The following is a 21,155-nucleotide window of genomic DNA, read 5'->3' as shown; positions in this document are numbered from 1 at the left end:
CGACCATGTCCTGGCGGACAAGGCTTACACGTCCCGGAAGAACCGGCGCTACCTGCGACGACGGGGAATCCGGCACACCATCCCCGAACGCCTCGACCAGCAAAAACACCGCAAGAACCGCGGCTCCCGAGGCGGCCGGCCCACCGGCTTCGACAGCGAGCGCTACAAAAACGCAACACCGTCGAACGCACCATCAACCGCCTCAAAGGCTTCCGTGCCGTCGCCACCCGCTACGAGAAACGCGCCTGCATCTACCTCGGCACCGTCACCCTCGCAGCCCTCATCATCTGGCTCCGAACGTGATCCAAGAAACAGTGCCTAGCGGCCGGCGGGCATTCGTGACGCCAGGTCCCCTTCTGGCGGCCGGGTGCCCAGGCTGCACGGCGCCGCTGTCACCGCGAAGCGTTCCGCGCCCGCAGCAGAGGGGGCGGTCCTGGCGCCGGACCGGGCGCCGCGCGGCTGGGAGGCGGGAAGACGGCCCCCGTCCCTTGCAGGAGCGTGCTCCCGGCCGTACGGGCCGCCAGCCGGTCGCCCTGCCCAGACGCCGGCTGATCAGGTGTCGTGCGTATGCCCCCGAAAAGGGGCCGGTCGTCGCATGTCTGCTGAATCGGATATCCGGCATAATTCAGCCTTGGCCGCCGCGTCCGGTCGCGGCCGGACGGCAAGCCCGCCCGGGACCGATAGCTCAGGTTTCCGCCACGGGTTTACTCCGGCAGAGAGCGCCCGGAGCGGATACAGGAATCACTGCAGGAAGAGAACTCAGATGCCCATCCTGACACGCGTTGCGGCAGGCAGCGCAGTCGCCTGCATGCTGGTTCCGGCTGGAATACTGGTATCTACGGGTGCCGCTCAGGCGGTATCCGGAGATTCGGCTCGCCGCGGCCAGCACGTCACCGGGACTTACGCAGTGAAATATTCTGGCGGTGACCTTCTTCAAATCGGTAATTATTCAAACAGTCCGGGACAGGAATGGGAGCAGAAGCCCAGTTCTGTGAATCCGGCGACTGGCTCCGCGGTGGTCATTTCGGCCTGGCAGGACGCCACGGCGGGCCCGGCCTCCTTCGATATGGCTGATTACCGGTACGGCGTTCAGTGCAAGGTGGCCCTGAAGGCTGACGATGTCACGACGGCAGACGTCCAGTGCGAGGGAGCAGTACCGGAGGTTACGCACGCAGACGGGATAACGACGATCAGGATCCGGTAGGTGCGAGATACCGCCCTCACGGCAGCGGGCAACGCCAGGACATGCCGCACGGTGCTAGCCAGCAAACGGACAGCACCACCCCGTGATACCCGTCGGCTACCGCCACAGGCCGGAGCCGCCGGGTCCGCCGCACCGCGAACGCGGCCGAGTCGGTGAAGGCGGGAATCCGGCGGGCCGTGAGGGCCTGGGCCGCTCCAGGACCGGGGTGCGTCTGCGCCGATGCAGGACTTTCCCGGGTATGCAGCCCGGGAAAGCCGGCTCTTTCCCGGGCTGTATGGGGGCGTTCACTCTCTCTGAGTGAGGCCGGACTGCCCGGCACGGGGGTCGATCGGCTGACCGGAGCATGGTCGGGAACGAGCGAGCATGGTGGGAGTCAATCTTCAGGCTGAAAGGAGCCACCGTGCGTTTCCGTCGCAGAGTAGCTGTTATCGCAGTGCTGGCTGGTATTGGGGCGGGCGCAGCGGCCGGCTCGGCTGCCGCTGCTGACCGGCCTCCCGTTCCGCAGGCAGCAGTGTCTGTCCTGCCGGATCGCGATCCGGTTTCCTCCCAGGCTGGCATCTACTCGACGTTCAAGATCAACAACTATACGGGGGAAGATCTCAGGATCACAAAGGTGGAAGCCAGGGGGCCGGGCGGTGGTGAATGGTTCCTGCCGGTAGACGATGCATTCACGCCAGAAGCACCGTGGAAGCCGCAGCCGGGTGATTCGCTGCATTCGGGCAGGACTTTTGGAGTCCTGTATTATATTCAGCCGCCCGAGGTCCGTATTACTGTCGCCGACAAATCTGGACGGACGCTTGAATTCGGAGTGAAAACCGAAGTCTGGGGTGCCCAATTGACTTTCCAGCACTCGGAAAGCTTCCGCGCGGAACATACCCGTGACCCGGGTGATCCCTACGCGGCGTCGATTGACATCCGTAATAGAACCGCATAAGCAGCCGCACCGATAGCACGCTATCGCTCGCTCCCTCGTCCCGAAGCAGCCGCAACGAATTCTGCGGAGCACCAGGTGCGGCCATCGCGGCCTTCTGAGCGCCGAAGCGCAGTCCGCTCCTGTGCCTTGCCGCGCCTTGTGTCCACTGATCGGCCCCCCGGGGAGTACCAGCAAAACGGCCGCCGGGTGGAAGCAGGGTGCGGGACGTCCACGCGAGAGTGGGGTGTCCTGTTTATGACGATTGTGCGATGTGCTGATGCGAGGATCTCGAATGATGAAGACGATGACGATGCGGCGAGGGCTGCTGGCCGCGATCGCTGTGGTTTCCGTGGCGGTGCCGGTTGCGGCGGCCAGTGGCTCGGCGATGGCGGCCGGTACGAAGGCGGCCGCTGTCTCAAGTCTCGACCCCGCTGTGCAGACGAGCAGTGCCTCGACCGCGGCATCCGAGATAAGCAAGGTTGCCGTCGGGGACGTCAAGGGGGCGGTCAGCGAGCAGACCGGGCGGTTCCACGCCACGGTGCCGTTCGTCCAGATGAAGGACCACACCGGTTTCGACGCGTCCGTCTCCCTGGTCTATGACGACGGTCTGGCTGCGGCCGGCGTCAGCCAGTCCGGCCTCCAGCCGGGCTGGAAGCTGGACCTTCCGTCCGTAAAGACGAGCGGCCCGTCAGCCCTGGTCATGGCCGACGGGAAGTCCTATGAGATCGACCCGGTCACCGGCCTGAAGCGGAACCTGGACCCGGACCTCGCTTTCAGCGAGGCCGTCGGCAGCCTCCCGGCCCGCGACGGTGTGGAATCCCGCCCGTACGTCTACACGGTGACGAACCACGGCCGCACCGAATACTTTGCCGTCGACGGGAACCTGCTCGCTCAGACCGACCCGGCAGGCAACCGTGCCGACTACCTCTGGAAGGACGGCCGGCTCAGCGAGGTGGTCAGTCCGTCGGGCGAACGCATCCAGGTAGAAAACCCCAACGGCCTGGAGACTCGTGCCGTGGACTCCTCAGGCGCCACCACCACCGCCATGTTCAGCAAGCCTGCAGGCTCCGCCTATGACCAGCTCAAGGTCACTGACCCGGATGACAAGGCCACTACCTTCCAGGCCCAGCCTGCCGGCGCAGACACCGCGTTCCTCACCAAGATCAGCGCACCGGACCACACGCAGCTCCAGCTCAATCACAACCCGATGCTGTCCGTCAGCAATGCCACGCTGACGACTCCCGCAGGCGACCGCACAGTTCTGGACGTAGACCTCGACCCCAATTCCGACGGCCACAACTTCCTCGGCGCTCCCATGTACTCAAGCCAGGACCAGCTGTTCGACATGGGCGACGCCTCGTACACCTACTCAACCAAGATCACCAAGGATGGCTCCGCCTCAGTCACCAGCACCTACAACCACAAGGGCGAGCTGATCTCCCAGCCCGGGAATTGAGTAAACGCATCTGCTCGGTATCACGTCAGTAACCATCGGCCGCCGAGCCGAAGCCCCGAAGCCCTGGAAAGGGTGTTAACCCCGGTCTTTCGTGACGGTCCGTCGGTTTCTCCGGCGGGCCGTTTCGGCTGTCCGGGCTGGTGGTGGCCGGGCTGATGGCCCGGCTGTCGCGCCGGGTGGGCGCCGGGTTCCGGCTCCGGCCGGCTGGTGCTGCTAGCAGGGACGGGAAAGTCCTGGTCAGCCGGGTTTCGGCAGAGCTTGGAGCCGGGCCAGGGCGTCGGTGATCATGTCGGTCCAGGGCCAGTGGCGTGGGAATTTCAGATGCCGGCGGCGGGTGGTCGTGACGGTCTGGGCGGCGGCGGAGAAGGGGCGGAGCCGGAGGCGGCGGGGTTTCCACCTGCGGGTTGGCCGGTCAGGGCGGGCATATGCATCCATGCGGGGAGGCCGGGGGCGATCTGGACGATCTCCAGGCAGATCTGGTTCTGCGCGGTGCCGTGCAGGGGCAGGTTGCGCAGGCCGGTGGCGCGGGCGGCGCGGATGCGGCCCTCGGCCCGGGCTCGATGGCGGTGCCGCAGTTCGAGTGCGGCGACCGGGGTGCCGTTGGTGTTGGTGGCGAACGCGGTGAGCCGCAGGCCGTCGGTATCGGTGAAGCGCAACTGCGCGCCGGGGTGCGGTCGTTCCTTGCGGACGATGAGCCGCATCCCCTTCGGCCGGCCTTCCAGGCACTCGCCGTCGAGCTCTGCGCCCAGGCACCGTCGCGGATCTCGCCGCCGGGCCCGGCGGCCACCGTCCACGCGGCGGGCGGGACCTGGGGGACGGCCTGGTGGATGGCGTCGGTGAGGGTCATGCTGACCGAGTACGACAGCCACCGGCCGCGCTGGGCGCACCAGGCGACGAACTCGTGGGTGCCGCCTGCGGAGTCGGTCCGGACCAGCGTCTGGCGTCCACGCCGGTACTCTCCGGCAGCCAGGGCCGGCCGGGCGGCTTCGGTGCGGCCGGCGGCGGCATCACTGCCCGCGTTGCCCGGCCTGCGCAGGCCGGGCTCCGGGGCCGCGTTCCATACACGCCCGCGGGCTTCGGCCCGAGCGGCCCGTCGCGGAGAGGGCCTTCGGCCCGGCCGGCGAGGGTGCCGACGAGGCGGGAGACCGTCGGGCCGGAGCGAACACGGCCGGCCCGGCCCGCAGCATCATCCGCGAGGCAGTCCCCGCCCAGCGCAACCGCGGGCGCCACGTCCGCGGCCGTCCGGGAGACGGGCACAGGTCTGGGTATTCCGCCGATCGGCCGGAGTGACTCGTCCGCCAGTGTGCCCGGGGAGCCGATACCTTTTTGCCTGCCTGGCCGGAACGATTACAGAAACACTGGGTGCGGCACTGCTTCCAGTCCGGCTATCTCCTTCGGAGAGTTTTATGCAGAAGCGAACCAGAATGCTGATGGGCGGCAGTATCGTTGCTGTTGCAGCCGCTGCTGGGCTGGTTTCCCCGGCTTACGCCGCCGGCCATACCTCTGCGGCAGCAGGGAATGAAGTAGCAGTTACTGTGGAAAACCGCACCGATGACGTGCTCACGCTCGGGGGCGTGTCTCACTCAGGGACCGCTGAATTTAGCAGGTCTCCGGGTGTGGTGGGACAGACTGAAATCAGCCCTTCCGGGCTCGCCGAGTGGTCCGTGAGAGCTCTTATGCCGAGAGATGCGATCGGTTGGGCAACTTACAAGGCGCCTAACGGTGATTCTATTCGGGTGACGGCGGACGCATCTTCCCAGGTCACCAATTGCTGGGTGTCGGGCCCGGAGGGCCGGCAGGATTCTCCTTCTCATGCCTGCAAGGTGGCGGGTACTCCAGAGAATCCTTACGTGATTATCGCAGACAAAGGCTGAGCCCCGGGCTTTCTTGTTCCTGGCCTGTGACGACGGGACCTGACCCAGAGTCCTTGATCATCCCTGCGGGACGCCGTCGCACAGAGATGACAGCTGCCGGCACATCCGCCGCTGCCGGTTCACGGCCGGTACCCGGCTTCCGGGGAGGGCGAGCTGAGGGTGTGCAACAGGCACGGCCCGGACCAGGCGAGCGGGGCTGAAGGCATCCGGCCCCGAGGCGCCGGGACGCGCGTCCGGGTATGTGAGCGGGGTCTTGGCGGAGTGCTGTCCGGTGCCGTTGTTTCCGCAAAGAGACAGCTTGATCTCTGCAGATTCCCAGGGCTGCAACGTGCAGGCGGCCGCCACCCTCGTCGGCGGCCTGCTTGCGGTGTCCGCGCCGGTGCCCGGCAGCCGGCACGACATGCACGAGGAAGAGGAGCGGCAGAAAGACGCCGGCTGCCGGATCCGCCTCCATGTATCACTCGTCACCGCACGCAACGCCCCCGCACACGAGCGTGCTGATGGGCCTGAAGAGCTGGGGAGTGACGGTCAACGACGCCTTCTTCCTCGGAGGCATAGACAAGGGCGAGATCATGAAGGTTCTCAAGGCGCACATCTTCTTCGACGACCAGGAAAGCCATCTGGCAAGCACCTCGCGGACCGCCCCTAGCGTTCATGTCCCCTTCGGCAAGCTCAACGAGCAGAGCCCTCCCGAAGACCAAACGAAGTCCTGATACCGCACGCACCGCCAGAACGCGGGCGCCTCCTCTGAACGACGCCTGGCAGCACCCGAATTGCTGCCCGCTGCCCACTCATGGAGCAGGCACGTCTGTCTGCCCAGCGACGTGGAGGATCTGACTGAGTTGGAGCGCACTGCCGCTACGTGGGCGGGTGGACCGCCACGAAGCTCCGCTGGGGCACGTCTGCCGGCCAGGCCGAGGCCGACGCCCTGAAGATGTATGCGGAGACGTGCGAGACGACCGTCGTCCGCTACACGCCCGCCCCGTAGGACTATCGGGCCGGCCCGTGCCGGCCGGCGTCCCGGGTCGTTGTCCACGTCGAAGCGCTTCGCACCGCTTCCTCCTGCGGGCCTCCCACTGGCAAGGTGGGAGGCCCGCCTCCGTGTAGGCGCGATCCGGTGCGAGGTCTGATGGGCCCCACCGGACTGATCGTCCCGTGCGCACCATTGAGTGGGACACGCTGTGTAACGCGCGCGTGGGTGCTCCGCTGCCGGGACACCCGCTCTCCGTCCTGGATCGGCTGCGCGCTCAGGGCAGTCCGCCGGTGCGCTTGCGGGCGGGCGGCAGCTCGTTGGCGCCGGGGCTGCCTGGCGCCGTGCAAACGTCGCATGCCTGCGCGGTGCCGGCCAGCGCGTCCCGGGCCCGCGCATGCAAGGCAACCGCGACGACAGGCGGCATCGTCATCGACACCCGCGCTCGCCTGGGCTACACCGCCCCGGTCGGCACCACCGACGACAGCCGCATCCGGCACCTGACGGTGGTCCTGCCCCGCGGTACGCCGGCCGCCTCTTCACCGCCCTCGAACGGGGCGCCGGTGAAGGCGAGCTCCAGGCCGTCGCCGCCGACGCACTCAAGGACGCGTACTTCCAGGACGGCGGACTCCGCGCCGGGTCCCTCGAGGAGGTCCGTCTCGCCGACGTGGGGCACGTCGCCTTCCGGCGCGGCGTCCCGGGCGGCCGGCGTCATCCCGTCTGGCTTGCTCCGTGGCTCAGCAGTCATGCCTGGGGCGGCTCCGGTTTCGTCCGTGCTGCCGGCCGTCCGGGGGACACCCGGCGGCAGCCAAGGGGGGAATTATCGGAAGAAATGTCCGTAAGGTTAGGGAATTGAATGCGTCTCGCGAAGAAGTATGTGCTTGTTGCTGCTCTTGCCGGCACTCTCACGGCTGGTCTGTCCGGTGCTGCTATGGCGGTTGCTGCTCCGGCAGCGCCGGCCAGCGCTGCGCAGTCTGCCGCTGACGGTGCTGAGACTCAGGGCCTCGTCTTCAACACGGTCAAGGTCACGAACAGTACGGGGTCGGATCTGACGGTTACGGATGTCCGTGTCATGGATTCTTCCCGGCCGTATGATGAATCCCTGGAACACCACATGTGGATGCCCAAGAAGGGTGACGTTCTCAAGAACGAGGAGTTCAGGGAATACGGTGTGACCGCGTGGATGGAAAACACCCCTGTGGTCGAGGTGACACTAACGGACGCAGCAGGAAATGTGGCGATCTACGCAACGTCAGCCAAGACCGACGGCGGCTCGGAAGTCTCCAGGCCGGGCAGTAATTACTATGCGGCTGGTGAGCCGGCAGGGGCCGGGCAGGTTACGAGCCTGGACCTCCGCAACCCCGCGTGGGTATCGGTGCACAACAACACGTCCCATGACGTGTGGCTGTGGGATGCCGACGCGAGAGAAGGCACCTATCTAAAGTCCCCGGGGACCCGGTTCGTTACGAAAATCGCACCCGGCGGCGAACTCGCCTACGGTGCGTCTACCCCGGCCAAGCCCGGTAAGGACGCCCTTGGCACCTCGACCTCTTTCAACCTGGAGATAGGCCGGGAGTCCTTCTTCTACACCATCGAGACTCCCGGCACTCCTGGTGATCCCGTGACCTGCAAGGCGTACGAAGGCGCTCCGGCCTGTACCGTGACCGGGACCAGCAGCCACCCCGTAGTCTCCTTCGGCGCCGCCTCCTGACCAGAAGCGCGTATCCGTGACGCGTTCAAGCGCTGGAACGCCGGCCTGGACGCCAAGGACGGCTGCAACACCTGCGCTGAGGTCCTGTTCGACGAAGCGGCCGAGGCTCCGGCTGGTGCGAGCCGTCCCCAGGGACGCCGGGCGGGGGAGCCGGCCGGGCCGCCCACGCCGCTGGAGGCGGAGGACGCTGCTCTGCGCAAGAAGGTCCGCGAGCTGGAGGAGGGACGCGAGATCCTTGCGGAAGGCGGCGAAGTATTTCGCCGGGGAGACGCGCTGGTGAACCGCTTCCAGTTCGCATAACCCGCTCCAGCTTCTGCTACTGGCGCCGGAGGGCTGCGGCTTGGGCCGCTCGGCAGGCGGCCGACGCCCGGCTCGCCGTCCGGATACGGGCCGTGCACCGGGAATCCGACGGCACATACGGTGTCCCGAGGATCACCGCCGAGCTCCGCGACGAGGGCGAGCGGGTCAACCACAAGCGGGTCGCCCGCGTGATGCGCCAGGCCGGCCTGGCGGGTCTGCGGCGCAGGCTGGGCTTGCTTCGCTTTGACGGACATCAGAGATCAGGGGCTTGGGCCCCGGAAGGATGATGTTCATCAGGGAGAGCATGGGGAAGAAGAAGGCGCGTCCCCGGTGCTCGTTCACGCCGGAGTCCAAGGCCGGGATTGTTGAGTTGTGCGGCGTGGTGACCGTTCGGCTGGTCAGGCCGCCAGGGACTCCGGCCTGGCCGGGACCGCGGTCCGCGACTGGGTCCGCCAGGCCCAGGTCGATGCCGGTGAACGTGACGGTCTGACCAGCAGCGAACGCGAGGAACTGGCGGCTCTGCGGCGGGAGAACCGCAGGCTGCGCGAGGACATCGGCATCCTCAGGCGTGCGACGGCTTTCTTCGCGACGGAGACCCGGTGAACGTGGACCCGTTCATCGAGGCAGAGAAAACCGCAGGTCACAACGTCAAACGGACGTGTGAACTCCTCAAGGTCTCCCGGACCGCCTAACTACACCCGCCGCAACGGTCTCCCCGGCCCCCGAGCAGTGCGGGACGCGGAGCTGACCGAACAGATCACCGTTGTTCACCAGCGCTCCCGCGGCACCTACGGTGCCCCGCGCGTCCACGCCGTCCTCCAGCGCCAAGGAGACGGCTGCGGGCGCCGCCGGGTGGCACTCCTGATGCGGCAGGACGGCCTGGCCGGCCGGCACCGCAGGCGCCGCCACCGCACCACCGTTCCCGACCCGCACCCGGTGACCCGGCCCGGCCTGGTGCTCCGCGACTTCCAGCCAGGCCCCGCCGCCATCGACACCGGCCTTGACCCTTGATCCTGGACACACGAGACACTGGATCCTTAAGGATCTGAGGACGGACATCACGTGGTCATGAAGAACTATCCGCCGGAGTTCAAGGCGGACGCGGCCGCGCTGTATCAGTCGCGGCCAGGGGCGACGATCAAGCAGATTGCCGCCGGTCCCGGGGTCAATCCCGAGACCTTGCGCAACTGGATCAGGGCGGCCGGCGCCGGCCCGGCCCGAGGACAGGGGGCGGACACGCCGGCCAGGCCGGCGGCGCCGCTGGAGGCGGAGAACGCCGCCTTGCGCAAGAAGGTGAAGGCGTACGACGACATCCTTACCGCCGCAGGGGTAGCCGAATGAGCAGGAAGAACCTGATCACCAAGGGACTGGAAGGCCTGAACGCCGAGACCGCGCAGCCCGCCAGCCGGGTTCCCCGCGCGGCCGACGCCGACAGAGACCCTGCTCTGCCCCAGCAGTTCCAGCCCGCCGCGGCCCCGGTATCCTCGCCGCAGCCCGTGCCGATATGGCGTGCGCGGGTGAGGCCCGGTGCCCAAAGCACTGGGGGCAGTACCGCCGGGCCGCCCCAACTTCACGCACGCGCGCTGTGCGAGGTGTCTGGCGAGCTGGTCGACCAGCTCCCCGGCCAGGCCACGGCGAAGATCCTCATCCGGGCCGACGGCGCGCGCCACCCATGTACTTCATGAACACCCACCTCCAAGCTCAGTCCCTGAACGCTTGGTCGGGGCTGGGGCGCTGGGGCTGGAAGGCGCCGGTGTGGGCTGCGTTCGGGTTCAGGTCCCGGTGCACGGCCTTGGCGACCGCCTCGATGGTGTCGATGCCGTAGTACCACCCGGTGGTGTCACCGATTGTCCGGTTCTGGTTGTCCTCGGTCAGGACTACCAGGCCGTAGTCGCGCCCTGCGCCCTGGAAGGCGCCCATGCTGTGGACCTTCCAGTCACCGCGGTCGGACGGGTCCTCGGGGCCGGTCAGGGAGCGCTGCAGCCAGCCGTTCTTGACGTAGACGCCGACTTCCGCCGGAGCACCAGCCGGGGTTCCCCACCGCTGGTCCGCCTGTACGTCGTGCATCAGTGACAGCGCATATGTCCGTTCACTGGCGGTCAGCGGGCTGTCTTCGTTGTCTTTCGTGGTGAGTGCCTGCAGCAGCCGGGCCTGGTCGGCAGAGGTGATCTGAGTCAGGCCCCACGAACCGTCTTTGGCGAGGACCGTTTCCTTCATGCCGGAGACTTCGAGGAACTTCTGGACCTGGACCGGTCTGGTCTTGTCCCCGTTCTGCGACAGCTGGGCCCACAGCGTGGTGGTAGCAGCATTGTCGGAGCTCACGATCATTGCCCGTGCCAGCTCCCTGTCCTGATCGGTCAGACCGCCGTGGTCTCTCGTGCTCAGCAGCAGTGCCCCCAGCACGATCGGCTTGACCACGCTGGCGGAGTCGTAGGCCTTGTGCGCGTCCAGGGAGCACGTGAGGTTCCGCTCCCGGTCATAGAGCGACGCGGAGACCGTATTATTTTTCTTCTTCAGGGCGCCTGATATGTCCTCGGAGAGTTTCGCAGCCAGCTTCCTGCCCTCAACTGTCGAAGAGGTGCACTCCACATTCTTCGTGCTGGGCGAGGAATGCGGAGCGGTGGCAGCGCTCGCCGGGACGGCTATTCCAAGGGTGGCGACGGTGACCACCACCGCGGGTATACCCCACCTGTGCTTCTTCGGGCGCACGCCTGTTCCTCCGGAGATGATTAGAAGATCTACTCCCACAGGCTGCCTTGGATACTTTCCCGTCCTCATCCCCCGGCAGGGCCCTCCGGCGGGCCGAACCCTGCCCACTCGATCGGCTGACGGCCCCTGCTCAGCCGGGATCTGACTCGTCGCTGTTGCAGGGCGTGCTGATCGCGCTCCGTGGAACGGGGGAGGCGCTTCAGCGCATCGCCGGCGCACGCCGCCCTCCGTGATCCGGTCCGCCCGCAGTACCAGCGGCGGTTCTGCTTCGAGGCTGTACAGGGATGGGTGCGCGAACCCAGAGGATCATCCGCTATGACGTGTACCAGCCGGGTGAGGGGAACCGCTCCCCCGGCTGGCCGTAGCGCAAGCCGGCCGCTCAGCCTGAATGGCCGGGCTGACCGTCCGCTGAGCCTCCTTCCGCCAGGTGTGGCTTCGTGTTCCGCGCTGTCGGTTTCCTGGTCCGGTGGTGGGCGTGCGGGGCTGTTCAGCCGCTGTGCATCTGGTGTGGGTGCTGTTCGTCTGCTGCGCCGGCCGGCTGGAGGACTGTCTGGTGCTGCTCATTTAAGGAAACCTCGAAAGGTGCCCCATTTGCCATCTTTTGAGTGGTGGTGCCGGGGTGAGGACCTGAACCCTGCTCTGAGGAGTGCTGTGAGCCGTATGTCCCGTATCGCTGCCGTCGTGGCGGTGACTGCTTCTGTTGCTGCTGTCCCTGTATCTGCGGTGTGGGCGGCGGACCTTCCTGCCGGTCCGGCAGTCCCCTCCCAGGACTCACCTCTGTACCCCGGTCTGGGGAACAAGGGATACACGGTGGACAGCTATGACCTGTCCATGCGCTACCAGCCGCAGGACGAGCAGGCGCCGGTGGCCGCTACTGCGGTCATCAGGGCCACGGCATCCGAGGCGCTGGACAGCTTCACGCTCGACGCTTCCGGCTTTGATGTCCGTTCGGTGTCCGTCGACGGCGCAGAAGCGTCCTTCTCGCTTGACGCCGCAAAAGAAAAGCTCGCTGTAACGCCAGCGGCGCCGCTTGCGGCCGGGCACGCGATGGAGATCCGGGTCGACTACACCGTCGACCCCCAGGCCGGAGGCCGCGGCTGGATCAAGACCGGCGACAGGACCGGCTTCGCCGTCGCCGCCCAGCCCGACGCTGCACACACCGTGTTCCCCTGCAACGATGTGCCCAGCGACAAGGCAGCCTTCAGTTTCAACGTCTCCGTGCCCAGCGGCAGCGGCGACATCGGTGTGGCCAGCGGTCTGAAGACCGGGCAGACGGCCGAGGACGGCTATACCACCTATCACTACAAGAGCGAGCACCCTATTGCGACGGAGCTCATCCAGATCGCTGCGGGCAAGTACAAGGTGACTGAGCAGGGCACGGTGGACGGGGTGCCGGTCCGGGATGTGGTGCCCCAGGACGCCGGCGGGAAGTTCAGCTACGCTCTGGGGCTGACTCCCGGCCAGATGAAGTGGATCACTGACCCCGGCCGGCTTGGCGCCTTCCCGCTGGAGTCCTACGGCATCCTCGCAGCCGACACCACGGCCGGGCAGCCTTTCGGCTTCACCGGCCTGGAAACCCAGACCCTCACGATCTACAACCCCTCCTACCTGGCCAATAGGACTGACGAGAAGCTCATCGGCTCGCACATGATGCATGAACTGGCCCATTCCTGGTTCGGCGGCAGCATCACCCCGGCCACCTGGTCCGACAACTGGCTCAGCGAGGGCCATGCCAACTACTACGGCCTGGACTACCGCTACGCCAAGGGCTGGCCTTCCCCTAACGGGGCCACCACCATGGAAGAAGCCATGAAGATCGCCTACCAGGCGGGCGACTCTTACCGGCAGATGTACGGGCCCGTCGCCAAACCCAAGGATGAGTCCGCCGTCTACAGCAACCAGGCCTATCTCGGCGGCCCCCTGGCGCTTTACGCACTGCAGCAGAAGGTCGGCCAGGACACGTTCCACCAGATCGAGGAAGCGTTCATCAAGGAGTACAAGGACAAGTCCGCCAGCACCGCCGACTACATCCGCATCGCCCAGGAAACCGCCGGCGCAGACACCGGAAAATTCCTCGAAGACTGGCTCTACGGGACCACCACCCCCGAGATGCCCGGCCACCCCGACTGGAAAGCCGGCACCATGACCGCCGCCCACGCCCAGGACCCCGCCGACATCCTGGCCCAGGACCCCGCCGTCAAACCGCTCCTGGAGCCCCACGGCACCCACTGACCAGCCGCCACCCTCACCCTGGACGAGCAGCGCATCCCCTACCGCCGCTGGAACGGCCCCGGCGAGATGCACCCGCATGAGGCGTTCATCGGCCTGGCCGCGCTCCTCCACGCTGCCACAACCACCGAACTGCGCCTCCTTCCAGGCCCTGCCGTTCGGGCAGGGTGCCGGGGGCATCGCGCAGGGCGAAGTCCTTCAGCAGGTAACGCTTGACACCGGTGCCGGTGGTGCCATCCGGGGCGAGCGGGTAGGAACCGCCGGACGCGGTGTGCAGGGTCCCGCCGCCGTCGGGGTCGATGAACGGCTTGCCCACGCCGATGCCCTGCCCCAGGCTGCACCGGTCCACCCCCGCCCCCGCCGCACCCTGGTCATAGGCCAGCGAAAGGCCGACTCCTGTACTGCCGCGGCCCGGCAGCGATACAAGCGGGAGGACGGTGGTGAAGGCGCCGGTCTGCTCATGGATGGTGCCGCTGGCCCCGCCGCCCATCGCGACCGTGCCTGATACCCCGCCGCCGCCGGCCGGCGCAGCAGCGGCGGCGGTGGTGACGCTGTCATCCACCGGTCGGCGGGGGTGCAGGCCGGATCACACCACCGATCACCCCAACCCGGTGTACTGGTGCTCCCGGGGGCGGTGATGAAGCGGATGGCGTCTGCGAGGCAGGCGGGCACGGGGAATCCCACTGCCGGACCGGCCAGCACATCGGCGAGTTCCTGGGCGAACCGGCCCTTCCGGAATCTCAGTGCCCTTCAGGATCTCCCCGGCCGCGCCGGTGACGGTCCGGCTGGTCTTCGCGATGAACGACTCCCCGAACGCCAGGGCGGGATCCGCCGCTGGCGATCTGCTCCCAGCCCTCCTGCGAGCGCGGCGCACAGGTGTACGGGGATCGCGTCGAAAGCGTTCTTCTTCCGAGCCTGGGCAGGGCGTACGTATAGCCGCACGGCGGTAGAGCCTGACGCTCAGCGGCCGGCCTCCTCGAGCTCCTGAGCGATGGCGCCGTTCGCGGCAAGCGGTGGCCGCGCCTGCCCGCAGGTTCTGCGAGGTGATCAGGTACCTGTCGCCCAGACCCGGTGCACGGCGTGGAAGATACCCCCTGCGGAATCCGATCGCGCGCCTGGTGAAGACGGCCCTGCCGCCCGCCCGCCGCGGAGGTCGCCTGGTTCACTGGGAGCTCAGGTCGATCGCGCGGACGACCGACTGCGGGTCCTCGCACACGCGGAGCCGGAAGCAAGGGAGCAACGCTTGTGCACTGGCTCTTCGGTGATCAGCTGGGCCCGCACTTCTTGACGACGGGTGCGGCAGGGCCCGCGGACGACGAACCGCTGCTGATGATCGAGGCACGGTCGGTGTTCCGGCGCCGGCGCTTCCACCGGGCCAAGGCGCACCTGGTGCTTTCCGCCATGCGTCACCGCGCGGCCGAGCTCGGTGACAGGGTCACCTACCTTCGCGCCGACACCTACCGTGAGGCACTGGCACTGGCACGGGTACAGGCCGGCCCGTCCCTGACCGTCCATCACCCGACCTCATACGCCGCCCTCAAACTCGTACGATCCCTGCCCCAGGTGGAGATCGGCCCCGCGCGGGGATTCCTCGTCCCGATGGAGGATTTCGCCGCGTGGGCGGACGGCCAGGGCGGCGATCACCTGCGACAGGAGACGTTCTACCGTTGGGTGAGGCGCGGACACGGCCTGCTGATGGACGGCGATGCCCCCGTCGGCGGCCACTGGAACTACGACCACGACAACCGCAGGCCCCCGCCGAGGAAGGAAACCGCTCTCCCGGTTCCCGCCCCCTACCGTCCGAGTGAGGACGAGATCGACGAACAGGTACGCCACGACCTGGACCAGTGGGAGAACAAGGGCGACGTGTCGTTCGTCGGCCGGGACGGTCCACGACTGTTTCCCGCGACCCGCACCGAGGCGCTGAGGGCCCTGCACCGCTTCATCGAGCACCGGCTCGCCGCCTTCGGGCCGTACGAGGACGCCATGCTCGCCGCCGACCCGGTCATGAGCCACAGCCTGCTCTCCTCCTCCCTCAACCTGGGTCTCCTGGACCCGGCCGAGTGTGTGGAGGCGGCGGAGGCCGCTTTGCGCGAAGGGACAGCGCCCCTGAACAGTGTCGAGGGCTTCATCCGGCAGATCGCGGGATGGCGCGAGTACGTGTGGCAGGTGTACTGGCACTTCGGGGAGGACTACAGGCAATCCAACGTGCTCCGGCACAGCGCGCCGCTGCCGGAGTGGTGGAACGCCCTCGACGCCGACGACATACGCGCGCGCTGCCTGCGAACCGTGATGACGCAGGTGCGAGACACCGGATGGACGCACCACATCCCGCGCCTGATGGTCCTGGGCAGCTATGCCCTGCAGCAGGGGTGGGACCCTGCCGCACTCACGGACTGGTTCCACCGTTGCTTCGTGGACGGCTACGACTGGGTCATGGTGCCCAACGTCGTCGGGATGTCCCAGTACGCCGACGGCGGTCGGATGACCACCAAGCCGTACACGTCCGGCGGCGCGTACGTGCATCGGATGAGTGATCTGTGCGGCCCCTGTGCCTATCGGCCGGGCGACAGAGTCGGAGAAACAGCCTGCCCTTACACACGTGGCTACTGGGCCTTCATCGACCGCCACCGCACCCTTCTGGAGCACAACCACCGCATGCGCCAGCCCGTACGGGGCCTCGACCGTCTGCCCGACCTCACGGAACTACGGCACGAGCAGCAGGCCGACGATGGCGGGCCTCCCTGACCGCATGACGACGGGCGCCGGCCGACATGGGGGTCGGTGGCTCGCCGGGCGCCCGGGGGTCTGTACTGACTTCAGCTCGTTGGGGTGAACCGTCGCGAAGTCGCCTCCGGGTGCGGGTGGGTGGCTGTATTCGTGGTGCGTGAGATACGCAGACGGGGGCGGGCGGGGGAGACAGCGCCCTCAGCCGGTGGCTCTGTCCGGACTGGGCGGTCAGACATTTCAGACCCGCCGACAGTCAACTTCCGCGCTTGTCTGGAATCCCAGGCCTGTGCAAGAGGGTCCGGCGGTGTACTGCCCCTATACCCGGAAGAAGGCGTCCTGCCTTGGCCGGGCACAGTAAGCACCAAGGCCGCGCTGCCCGGCTGCTATCCTCAGCCGGCCAGGCCGGCCTCGGCCGACTTCTGGACCTTTCGGTCGATTACATATCTTCCTCCGCGCAGGAGCCTGTGTTGGCATAGCTATCCGGCAAAGAGGGAGTGCGGCTCATGCACCTCGTTATCAAAACTGCTCTGGCTACCGCGATCTGCGCGTGCCTGACGGCTGGTACCCCAGCGACTTCCGCTCATGCCCTGACGGCAGGGCGGCACGCCGCGGGTATCGCCCAGGCGGGCGGGGAGCCTGACAAAGCCGGGACCGCCTGCGCTTTCTGCGTGTACAACACAGTCGACGTCACTAATAACACCGGCGAGAAACTGACCCTCACTTCTCTGGACATCGAGAGCAGCCACTCCGGCTACCACTACTCATACGATCAGGCCATCCTGCAGGACGGCGGCCTGTGGCTCCCGCGCGTCGGCGACACCCTTGAGCCCGGCGAGACCAGGTCGTACGGAGTCATTTTTTGGAGTCACTACACGCCCGAGGTCTACACAAATTTCGAGGACGAGAAAAAACGGAAAACTACCTTCGCCACCTATTCCTGGGCAGATGGAGGGTCCACGGTCTCCATGCGCATGGGGCAGGGACTGTGGCCCCTGGGCAGCAACGCAGCACCCGGCCAGCACACCAAAATAAGCATTGTCGCCACCGGCTGACCTGCGCGCACCCAACCGCCTGGTTCTACGGGCTCACGGCCCCGCCGCGTCCGCTGGGAAACGACGCGACGACGTCCGCGAAGCCTTCCCGGCTTCGCTACCTGCCGCATCACTCACCCGCACCTCCCAAAAGTGGCTGTTCGGACCACTCACGCCCGCAGGGGTTTCGCGGCGGCAGGGGCCGGCGCATCGTGCTCGCGGGCACCGTGCGCATCGGCCCCATGACCGCTCCGCTGACAGTCGGCCCCGGCAGGCACGGCAGCTGGACGGCCGATGTCCCCCACCTCTACCACGCACCGTCCACCGACGCCGAAGCCCTGCTGACAGTGCGCTACCCCAAATGACAGCCACAAGACCACCAGCGGCGGACAGTTCTCGAAGAGCACCTCGGCGGCAGCCGACGACCACCTCGAGCACTCCATGACCCCGCCCGCAGCCCGGAACAGCACGCTGCCGCTGCCGCGAAGGCCGGCGCCAGGGTGATGTGCTCCTCGCCGGAGATGAGCAGCACCGGGCTGATGCAGAAAATCGCCACCGCCGAGGAGACTGTTCCCGCAGCACTACCTCACCCGGCAAGGCGGCCTGACCGCCAGGGGACGGGCCAGAGGTGGAGCGCCTGGTGCGGGAGCTGTTCCGGACTGCGCCGCCGCGGGGTGTACAGGTCCGGCTGCGCGGCCCTGCCCGACACCGCGTGAAGTTCGGATCAGAGGGTTATACCGTGTTCACGCATATATGCGACAGGGTCTATGTCCGTCCCGGGCTCGGGGGCCGTGCGGATCTCGAAATGCACGGAGCGTGACTCTGGGTGGTATCCCAGGCCGGTAGTTCCGGACAGTCCCAGCTCACTGCCCGCGGCGACTTTCTGGCCGACGGAGACAGAGAAGGACGCCATGCGCCCGTACACGGAGTATTTGCCGTCAGGGTGCTGCACGACTGCTGTGTAGCCCAGGAGAGTTGATTCCCAGCCAGCGTGGACGACAGTTCCGGAGCTAATCGCATGCACAAAGGCCAGGGTGGGCGCGCCCCACTGCACTCCGGTCGCCGTATCCCCCGGCGCCCATGCCCCCAGCGGTTCGCCGTAGGCAGGCGTCCACATCTGCCTCCCGGGGCCGTCCAGGGGATGCTGGTACCGGGTGCTCCAGTCGGGGATGTCGAATGTGACGGCCTGGGACTCGGTCCCGGCGCCCAGAAGGGTGCCGGCGCTGTTCTGCACGTAGCGGCCGGTGGAGCTGGACCTGAGGACGGCGGACCCGTCGCCGGTGGTGTGGAGACTGAACTTCTCCCAGGGGCCGACGGTGGAGGAGGCCGCCCGCAGGTGATAGTTCGGGCCGGCGAGACCGATGGTGCTCTGGTCCACCATGACGTACTTGCCGTTCAGCTTCGACTTCAGCGCCACCTCGCCGTCCCCGAGCTCGACGAGGGTGAACCTGTCCGCTTCCTGCGGGGCGTCGGCCTGGCGGAAGGCGAGGTAGTCGCGCTGGTCAGCGGGAAGCGTCGTCAGGTATCCGCTATCGCTGTGCAGGGTGATGTCAGTCTGGACTGTTTGACCCGACTCAGCACCGCTGACGCCGTCCGGTGCGGACAGCAGCTGTGAACCCGGTCCCGCTGGGATCCCTGTGGCCGCGTAGCTGGGCACCGGCGCCATGAGGCCACCGGCAACAGCAGCCAGCAGGGCGGCAGGCAGAACGCGCCGCGCACGCAGGATGCCATGACTCGGTCTGGACACGCGCGCCGACGGCAGCCAGGCAGCGTACTTCCGCATCAGTCTTCTCCTTGAACAGGCAGTGCGCGCTCCGCTCCGGCGCGCGCTTCTCAGCAGACATGTCCGGTCACCCAGCAGCCATCGGCCAATCGACCCCGTGGCCGGCTGGAGTCTCCCCCCGGTGTGCGTGGGAATTCATTTTCCAGGCACCAGTGGGCCACGAAAGGGAAGGGTCGCCGCTGTATGTTCTGGTTGACCGGCAGACGGGCGAGGTCAGCGGTTCGGATGGCGGGGGAGGCCTGCATGTCGAAGTGCGCGGCCTGGGTTTCGGTGCCGACGGCTGTGAGGGTTCCGCTGACGGGAACCGCCTTCGCTGCAGAGGCCCCGCCCGCCGCAGCGTCCGCTGCCGACGGGGCTGCGAAGGCCCCGGCAGCACCACGGGAAGTCCGTGCACCGGTGCTCGGTCCGGGCGGCGAGCGGCCCGGCGGCCTCCTCGTAGCTGCCGGCGGCGCCAGCGACGTCGACCAGCGCCACGGTGAGGGACCGCTCGCCGATGTGCGGTCGCAGCAGGGTGAACGCCTCCTCGGCGCGGCCGTGCCAGGCCAGCAGACGCGTGTAAGACTCCAGCGCCATCGGGTGTCCGGCCCCCATGCGGACCCGAGTGATCTCGATCGCCTCGTCGATCCGGCCCCACCCCTCCAGCATCTCGGCGCCAGCTTCGACAGCCGTCCACCAGCCGGTCGCCAGATACGGGGCGACCACCTCCAACCCGTCGGCCGGCCGGCCCCGCTCACCCAGCAACCGCGCCCGCGCCAGCGCGCAGAACCACTCCCCGCGTCCGGCCTGCAGTTCCACCACATCGACGTGGCCGCGCTCGAGCAGCCGCGAGACCAGCTCCGGCGGGATGCAGCCGGACCGCGTCCGGGCCGGGTAGTCAAGATCAGTAGCGTCCACGGCCGCGAACGATAACGCTCGCCACCGACACCTTGCAGTCACACATCGTTCCAGACGCCCCGAATGCACACCCGACCAGCTTGACCAAAGACACAGGGGCGCCCCCCCCCGCACGGGAATCCGGGCCTTGGTCGTTCTGGGGCCTGATCAGATCGCAAACGCCGTGTGCGGAAGAGCAGGGCGCGGGCGCGTCTGCGGTCAGGCCTTGCGGTTGCGGGGGCGGCCGTTGGGCTCCAGCACGACACCGAGCTGCGAGGGCTGCATCGCGGCGGCGATGCCGATGGCCCGGCGGTTGGCGTGCGGGCTGGTGGCGTCGGCCGCCGCGATGTGACGCTCGCGGGACAGCGTCAGGTGAGTGATAAGCCGACTGAGCAGGCTAGTGGAGGCGAGGAACTCGTCGAAGTCCTCGGCCTTGGGGCCGGTGACGTCCGGGCTGTTCGTGAGGCCGTCGTACAGGGCGAGGACGACGTCCTCGGCGTACTGATCGTGCTCGCCGTCACGATCGCCCCATGACTCCTGCGCCTGGCCAGTCGCGAGCTTCTCCAGGACCTCATCAGCCGGAACGTGCCCGGTGCCGGGTCGGGTCGGGGGGGCGATGCCAGACCGGCCTCGTAGCGTCGAAGGCGAGGCTCCGGACCGGACGGGGCCCCGGAGGACCAAAGGAGCGGGCCATGGGCGAGATCAGCATCGAGCGGCAGCACCTTGACCCGGAATCCCGGTTCGCCAAGCCGGAGACCTGGCCCGAGCCCGCGATCACCACGGTCACCAGCACCAGCACCTACGGCAAGGCCGGGACGCAGGCATGGGACCGGGTCCACCCACGGCTCACACACCGCTCCTCATGGCTCAACCACGACGGTGAACTGCCATTGGCTGAGGGCACGTTGATGCGGCTGAAGGCCGAGCACCTACTCCGGAAATGACCACGCAGCGCCTCCCGTTCCCGGTGCCCGACGAACGCGCCCACTACTTCGTCCGCCAGTACGCCGACATGCACGACCTCGTGGAGGACCTGGTCGTGCCCGACGGCATTCCCGAGGCCCCGGCGACCGTCCTGCGCATGGCCCGGGAGCTGCTGCGCCAGTCGTACTACTGCTACGAGTTCTCCACCGTGGCGGTCATGCACTCCCTGATCGCGGTGGAGATCGTGCTGCGCGACCGTATCCGGGAGCGGGCAAGAAAACTCTGCAGAAGCTCATCAAGATGGGCGCCGAGACCGTCGTCCTGACCGCTCGGCAGGCGGAGTACCTCGACGGGGAACGGAAGACCGACGCGACGTTCTGGCGCTTGGGCACCCGCGTCCTGCCGAAGGCCGAAGGCAGGGTGTCCCGCTCCTCCTACCGGGCCGGGT

At 67.6% G+C, this 21,155-nt stretch carries 19 protein-coding genes and 5 pseudogenes; 18 read left to right on the top strand and 6 right to left on the bottom strand.

Features of this window, described 5'->3' with window-relative positions; genetic code table 11:
- The 3 genes and pseudogenes from ACFZBD_RS33530 to ACFZBD_RS33520 form a co-directional block, all read left to right on the top strand.
- Nucleotides 1-303: pseudogene (locus ACFZBD_RS33530) on the top strand (transposase); the annotation flags it as partial.
- 1,301 nt (nt 304-1,604) lie between these two features.
- Nucleotides 1,605-2,138, top strand: coding sequence for a hypothetical protein (locus tag ACFZBD_RS33525; RefSeq protein WP_391147132.1), 534 nt, complete (start codon nt 1,605-1,607; stop codon nt 2,136-2,138).
- Nucleotides 2,139-2,409: 271 nt separating this feature from the next.
- Complete coding sequence (locus ACFZBD_RS33520) at nt 2,410-3,573, top strand: hypothetical protein (RefSeq protein ID WP_391147129.1); 1,164 nt, start codon at nt 2,410-2,412, stop codon at nt 3,571-3,573.
- Nucleotides 3,574-3,810: 237 nt separating this feature from the next.
- On the opposite strand, the pseudogene ACFZBD_RS33515 reads toward ACFZBD_RS33520, so the two are convergent.
- Nucleotides 3,811-4,806, bottom strand: a pseudogene (locus ACFZBD_RS33515) (transposase); the annotation flags it as partial.
- Between the two features lie 173 nt (nt 4,807-4,979).
- Between ACFZBD_RS33515 and ACFZBD_RS33510 the strand changes: the two are divergent.
- The 9 genes and pseudogenes from ACFZBD_RS33510 (at nt 4,980) to ACFZBD_RS33470 (ending at nt 10,113) form a co-directional block, all read left to right on the top strand.
- Complete coding sequence (locus tag ACFZBD_RS33510) at nt 4,980-5,447, top strand: hypothetical protein (protein ID WP_391147126.1); 468 nt, start codon at nt 4,980-4,982, stop codon at nt 5,445-5,447.
- 406 nt (nt 5,448-5,853) lie between these two features.
- A pseudogene (locus ACFZBD_RS33505) lies at nt 5,854-6,160 on the top strand (5'-nucleotidase); the annotation flags it as partial.
- A 643-nt stretch (nt 6,161-6,803) separates the two neighbouring features.
- A pseudogene (gene tpg, locus ACFZBD_RS33500) lies at nt 6,804-7,102 on the top strand (telomere-protecting terminal protein Tpg); the annotation flags it as partial.
- A gap of 171 nt (nt 7,103-7,273) precedes the next feature.
- Complete coding sequence (locus ACFZBD_RS33495; protein WP_391147125.1) at nt 7,274-8,128, top strand: hypothetical protein; 855 nt, start codon at nt 7,274-7,276, stop codon at nt 8,126-8,128.
- Nucleotides 8,129-8,382: 254 nt separating this feature from the next.
- Nucleotides 8,383-8,715, top strand: a complete 333-nt coding sequence (locus tag ACFZBD_RS33490; RefSeq protein ID WP_391147140.1) for an IS3 family transposase — start codon at nt 8,383-8,385, stop codon at nt 8,713-8,715.
- Between the two features lie 85 nt (nt 8,716-8,800).
- Nucleotides 8,801-9,031 (top strand): transposase, encoded by a 231-nt coding sequence (locus tag ACFZBD_RS33485; RefSeq protein ID WP_391147122.1) that lies wholly within the window; start codon nt 8,801-8,803, stop codon nt 9,029-9,031.
- Between the two features lie 57 nt (nt 9,032-9,088).
- A complete protein-coding gene (locus ACFZBD_RS33480; protein WP_391147120.1) occupies nt 9,089-9,439 on the top strand; it encodes an IS3 family transposase in 351 nt (116 codons plus the stop codon).
- Between the two features lie 57 nt (nt 9,440-9,496).
- Nucleotides 9,497-9,769 (top strand): transposase, encoded by a 273-nt coding sequence (locus ACFZBD_RS33475; protein ID WP_391147138.1) that lies wholly within the window; start codon nt 9,497-9,499, stop codon nt 9,767-9,769.
- Nucleotides 9,766-10,113 (top strand): hypothetical protein, encoded by a 348-nt coding sequence (locus ACFZBD_RS33470; RefSeq protein WP_391147116.1) that lies wholly within the window; start codon nt 9,766-9,768, stop codon nt 10,111-10,113. Before ACFZBD_RS33475 ends, ACFZBD_RS33470 begins: the two co-directional genes overlap by 4 nt.
- Before the next feature lie 16 nt (nt 10,114-10,129).
- Here ACFZBD_RS33470 and ACFZBD_RS33465 read toward each other — a convergent pair whose 3' ends face one another.
- Nucleotides 10,130-11,098 carry a serine hydrolase gene (locus ACFZBD_RS33465; protein WP_391147114.1) on the bottom strand — a complete coding sequence of 323 codons (969 nt, stop codon included), beginning with the start codon at nt 11,096-11,098 and terminating at the stop codon, nt 10,130-10,132.
- A gap of 849 nt (nt 11,099-11,947) precedes the next feature.
- Here ACFZBD_RS33465 and ACFZBD_RS33460 point away from each other — a divergent pair.
- Nucleotides 11,948-13,369: a M1 family aminopeptidase gene (locus ACFZBD_RS33460; protein ID WP_391147111.1), complete on the top strand. Its 1,422-nt coding sequence runs from the start codon at nt 11,948-11,950 to the stop codon at nt 13,367-13,369.
- Nucleotides 13,370-13,454: 85 nt separating this feature from the next.
- Here the strand turns inward: ACFZBD_RS33460 and ACFZBD_RS33455 are convergent, their stop codons facing one another.
- Nucleotides 13,455-13,928, bottom strand: a complete 474-nt coding sequence (locus ACFZBD_RS33455) for a hypothetical protein (protein WP_391147108.1) — start codon at nt 13,926-13,928, stop codon at nt 13,455-13,457.
- Between the two features lie 683 nt (nt 13,929-14,611).
- Between ACFZBD_RS33455 and ACFZBD_RS33450 the strand changes: the two genes are divergently transcribed.
- The 3 genes from ACFZBD_RS33450 to ACFZBD_RS33440 all read left to right on the top strand — a co-directional run bounded on the left by ACFZBD_RS33450 (nt 14,612) and on the right by ACFZBD_RS33440 (nt 17,492).
- Nucleotides 14,612-16,114 (top strand): cryptochrome/photolyase family protein, encoded by a 1,503-nt coding sequence (locus ACFZBD_RS33450; RefSeq protein ID WP_391147106.1) that lies wholly within the window; start codon nt 14,612-14,614, stop codon nt 16,112-16,114.
- A 485-nt stretch (nt 16,115-16,599) separates the two neighbouring features.
- Nucleotides 16,600-17,148 (top strand): hypothetical protein, encoded by a 549-nt coding sequence (locus ACFZBD_RS33445; protein ID WP_391147103.1) that lies wholly within the window; start codon nt 16,600-16,602, stop codon nt 17,146-17,148.
- A 221-nt stretch (nt 17,149-17,369) separates the two neighbouring features.
- Nucleotides 17,370-17,492, top strand: coding sequence for a hypothetical protein (locus ACFZBD_RS33440; protein WP_391147100.1), 123 nt, complete (start codon nt 17,370-17,372; stop codon nt 17,490-17,492).
- A gap of 359 nt (nt 17,493-17,851) precedes the next feature.
- On the opposite strand, the gene ACFZBD_RS33435 is transcribed toward ACFZBD_RS33440, so the two are convergent.
- The 3 genes from ACFZBD_RS33435 to ACFZBD_RS33425 form a co-directional block, all read right to left on the bottom strand.
- Nucleotides 17,852-18,910 (bottom strand): peptidoglycan DD-metalloendopeptidase family protein, encoded by a 1,059-nt coding sequence (locus ACFZBD_RS33435; RefSeq protein WP_391147096.1) that lies wholly within the window; start codon nt 18,908-18,910, stop codon nt 17,852-17,854.
- 213 nt (nt 18,911-19,123) lie between these two features.
- A complete protein-coding gene (locus ACFZBD_RS33430; protein WP_391147094.1) occupies nt 19,124-19,804 on the bottom strand; it encodes a hypothetical protein in 681 nt (226 codons plus the stop codon).
- 198 nt (nt 19,805-20,002) lie between these two features.
- Nucleotides 20,003-20,464 (bottom strand): hypothetical protein, encoded by a 462-nt coding sequence (locus tag ACFZBD_RS33425; protein WP_391147091.1) that lies wholly within the window; start codon nt 20,462-20,464, stop codon nt 20,003-20,005.
- 47 nt (nt 20,465-20,511) lie between these two features.
- Here ACFZBD_RS33425 and ACFZBD_RS33420 point away from each other — a divergent pair.
- Nucleotides 20,512-20,715 (top strand): annotated as a pseudogene (locus ACFZBD_RS33420) (transposase); the annotation flags it as partial.
- An 8-nt stretch (nt 20,716-20,723) separates the two neighbouring features.
- Entirely contained in the window at nt 20,724-21,032 is a 309-nt protein-coding gene (locus ACFZBD_RS33415) for a hypothetical protein (protein WP_391147088.1), read from the top strand.
- The last annotated feature ends 123 nt before the right edge of the window (nt 21,033-21,155 follow it).

It is taken from the genome of Streptomyces sp. NPDC008121 (assembly GCF_042957155.1).
Classification (GTDB): Bacteria; Actinomycetota; Actinomycetes; order Streptomycetales; family Streptomycetaceae; genus Streptomyces.
Note: the sequence above shows the minus strand (reverse complement) of the source record. Positions and strands in the feature narration are given on the sequence as shown.

What these genes read in the sequence shown, in the direction of transcription:
- ACFZBD_RS33520 (WP_391147129.1), top strand. Translation starts at nt 2,410, where the DNA reads ATGATGAAGACGATGACGATGCGGCGAGGGCTGCTGGCCGCGATCGCT.
- ACFZBD_RS33510 (WP_391147126.1), top strand. Translation starts at nt 4,980, where the DNA reads ATGCAGAAGCGAACCAGAATGCTGATGGGCGGCAGTATCGTTGCTGTT.
- ACFZBD_RS33495 (WP_391147125.1), top strand. Translation starts at nt 7,274, where the DNA reads ATGCGTCTCGCGAAGAAGTATGTGCTTGTTGCTGCTCTTGCCGGCACT.
- ACFZBD_RS33475 (WP_391147138.1), top strand. Translation starts at nt 9,497, where the DNA reads ATGAAGAACTATCCGCCGGAGTTCAAGGCGGACGCGGCCGCGCTGTAT.
- ACFZBD_RS33470 (WP_391147116.1), top strand. Translation starts at nt 9,766, where the DNA reads ATGAGCAGGAAGAACCTGATCACCAAGGGACTGGAAGGCCTGAACGCC.
- ACFZBD_RS33445 (WP_391147103.1), top strand. Translation starts at nt 16,600, where the DNA reads ATGCACCTCGTTATCAAAACTGCTCTGGCTACCGCGATCTGCGCGTGC.
- ACFZBD_RS33440 (WP_391147100.1), top strand. Translation starts at nt 17,370, where the DNA reads ATGACCGCTCCGCTGACAGTCGGCCCCGGCAGGCACGGCAGCTGGACG.
- ACFZBD_RS33435 (WP_391147096.1), bottom strand. Translation starts at nt 18,910, where the DNA reads ATGCGGAAGTACGCTGCCTGGCTGCCGTCGGCGCGCGTGTCCAGACCG.
- ACFZBD_RS33415 (WP_391147088.1), top strand. Translation starts at nt 20,724, where the DNA reads ATGACCACGCAGCGCCTCCCGTTCCCGGTGCCCGACGAACGCGCCCAC.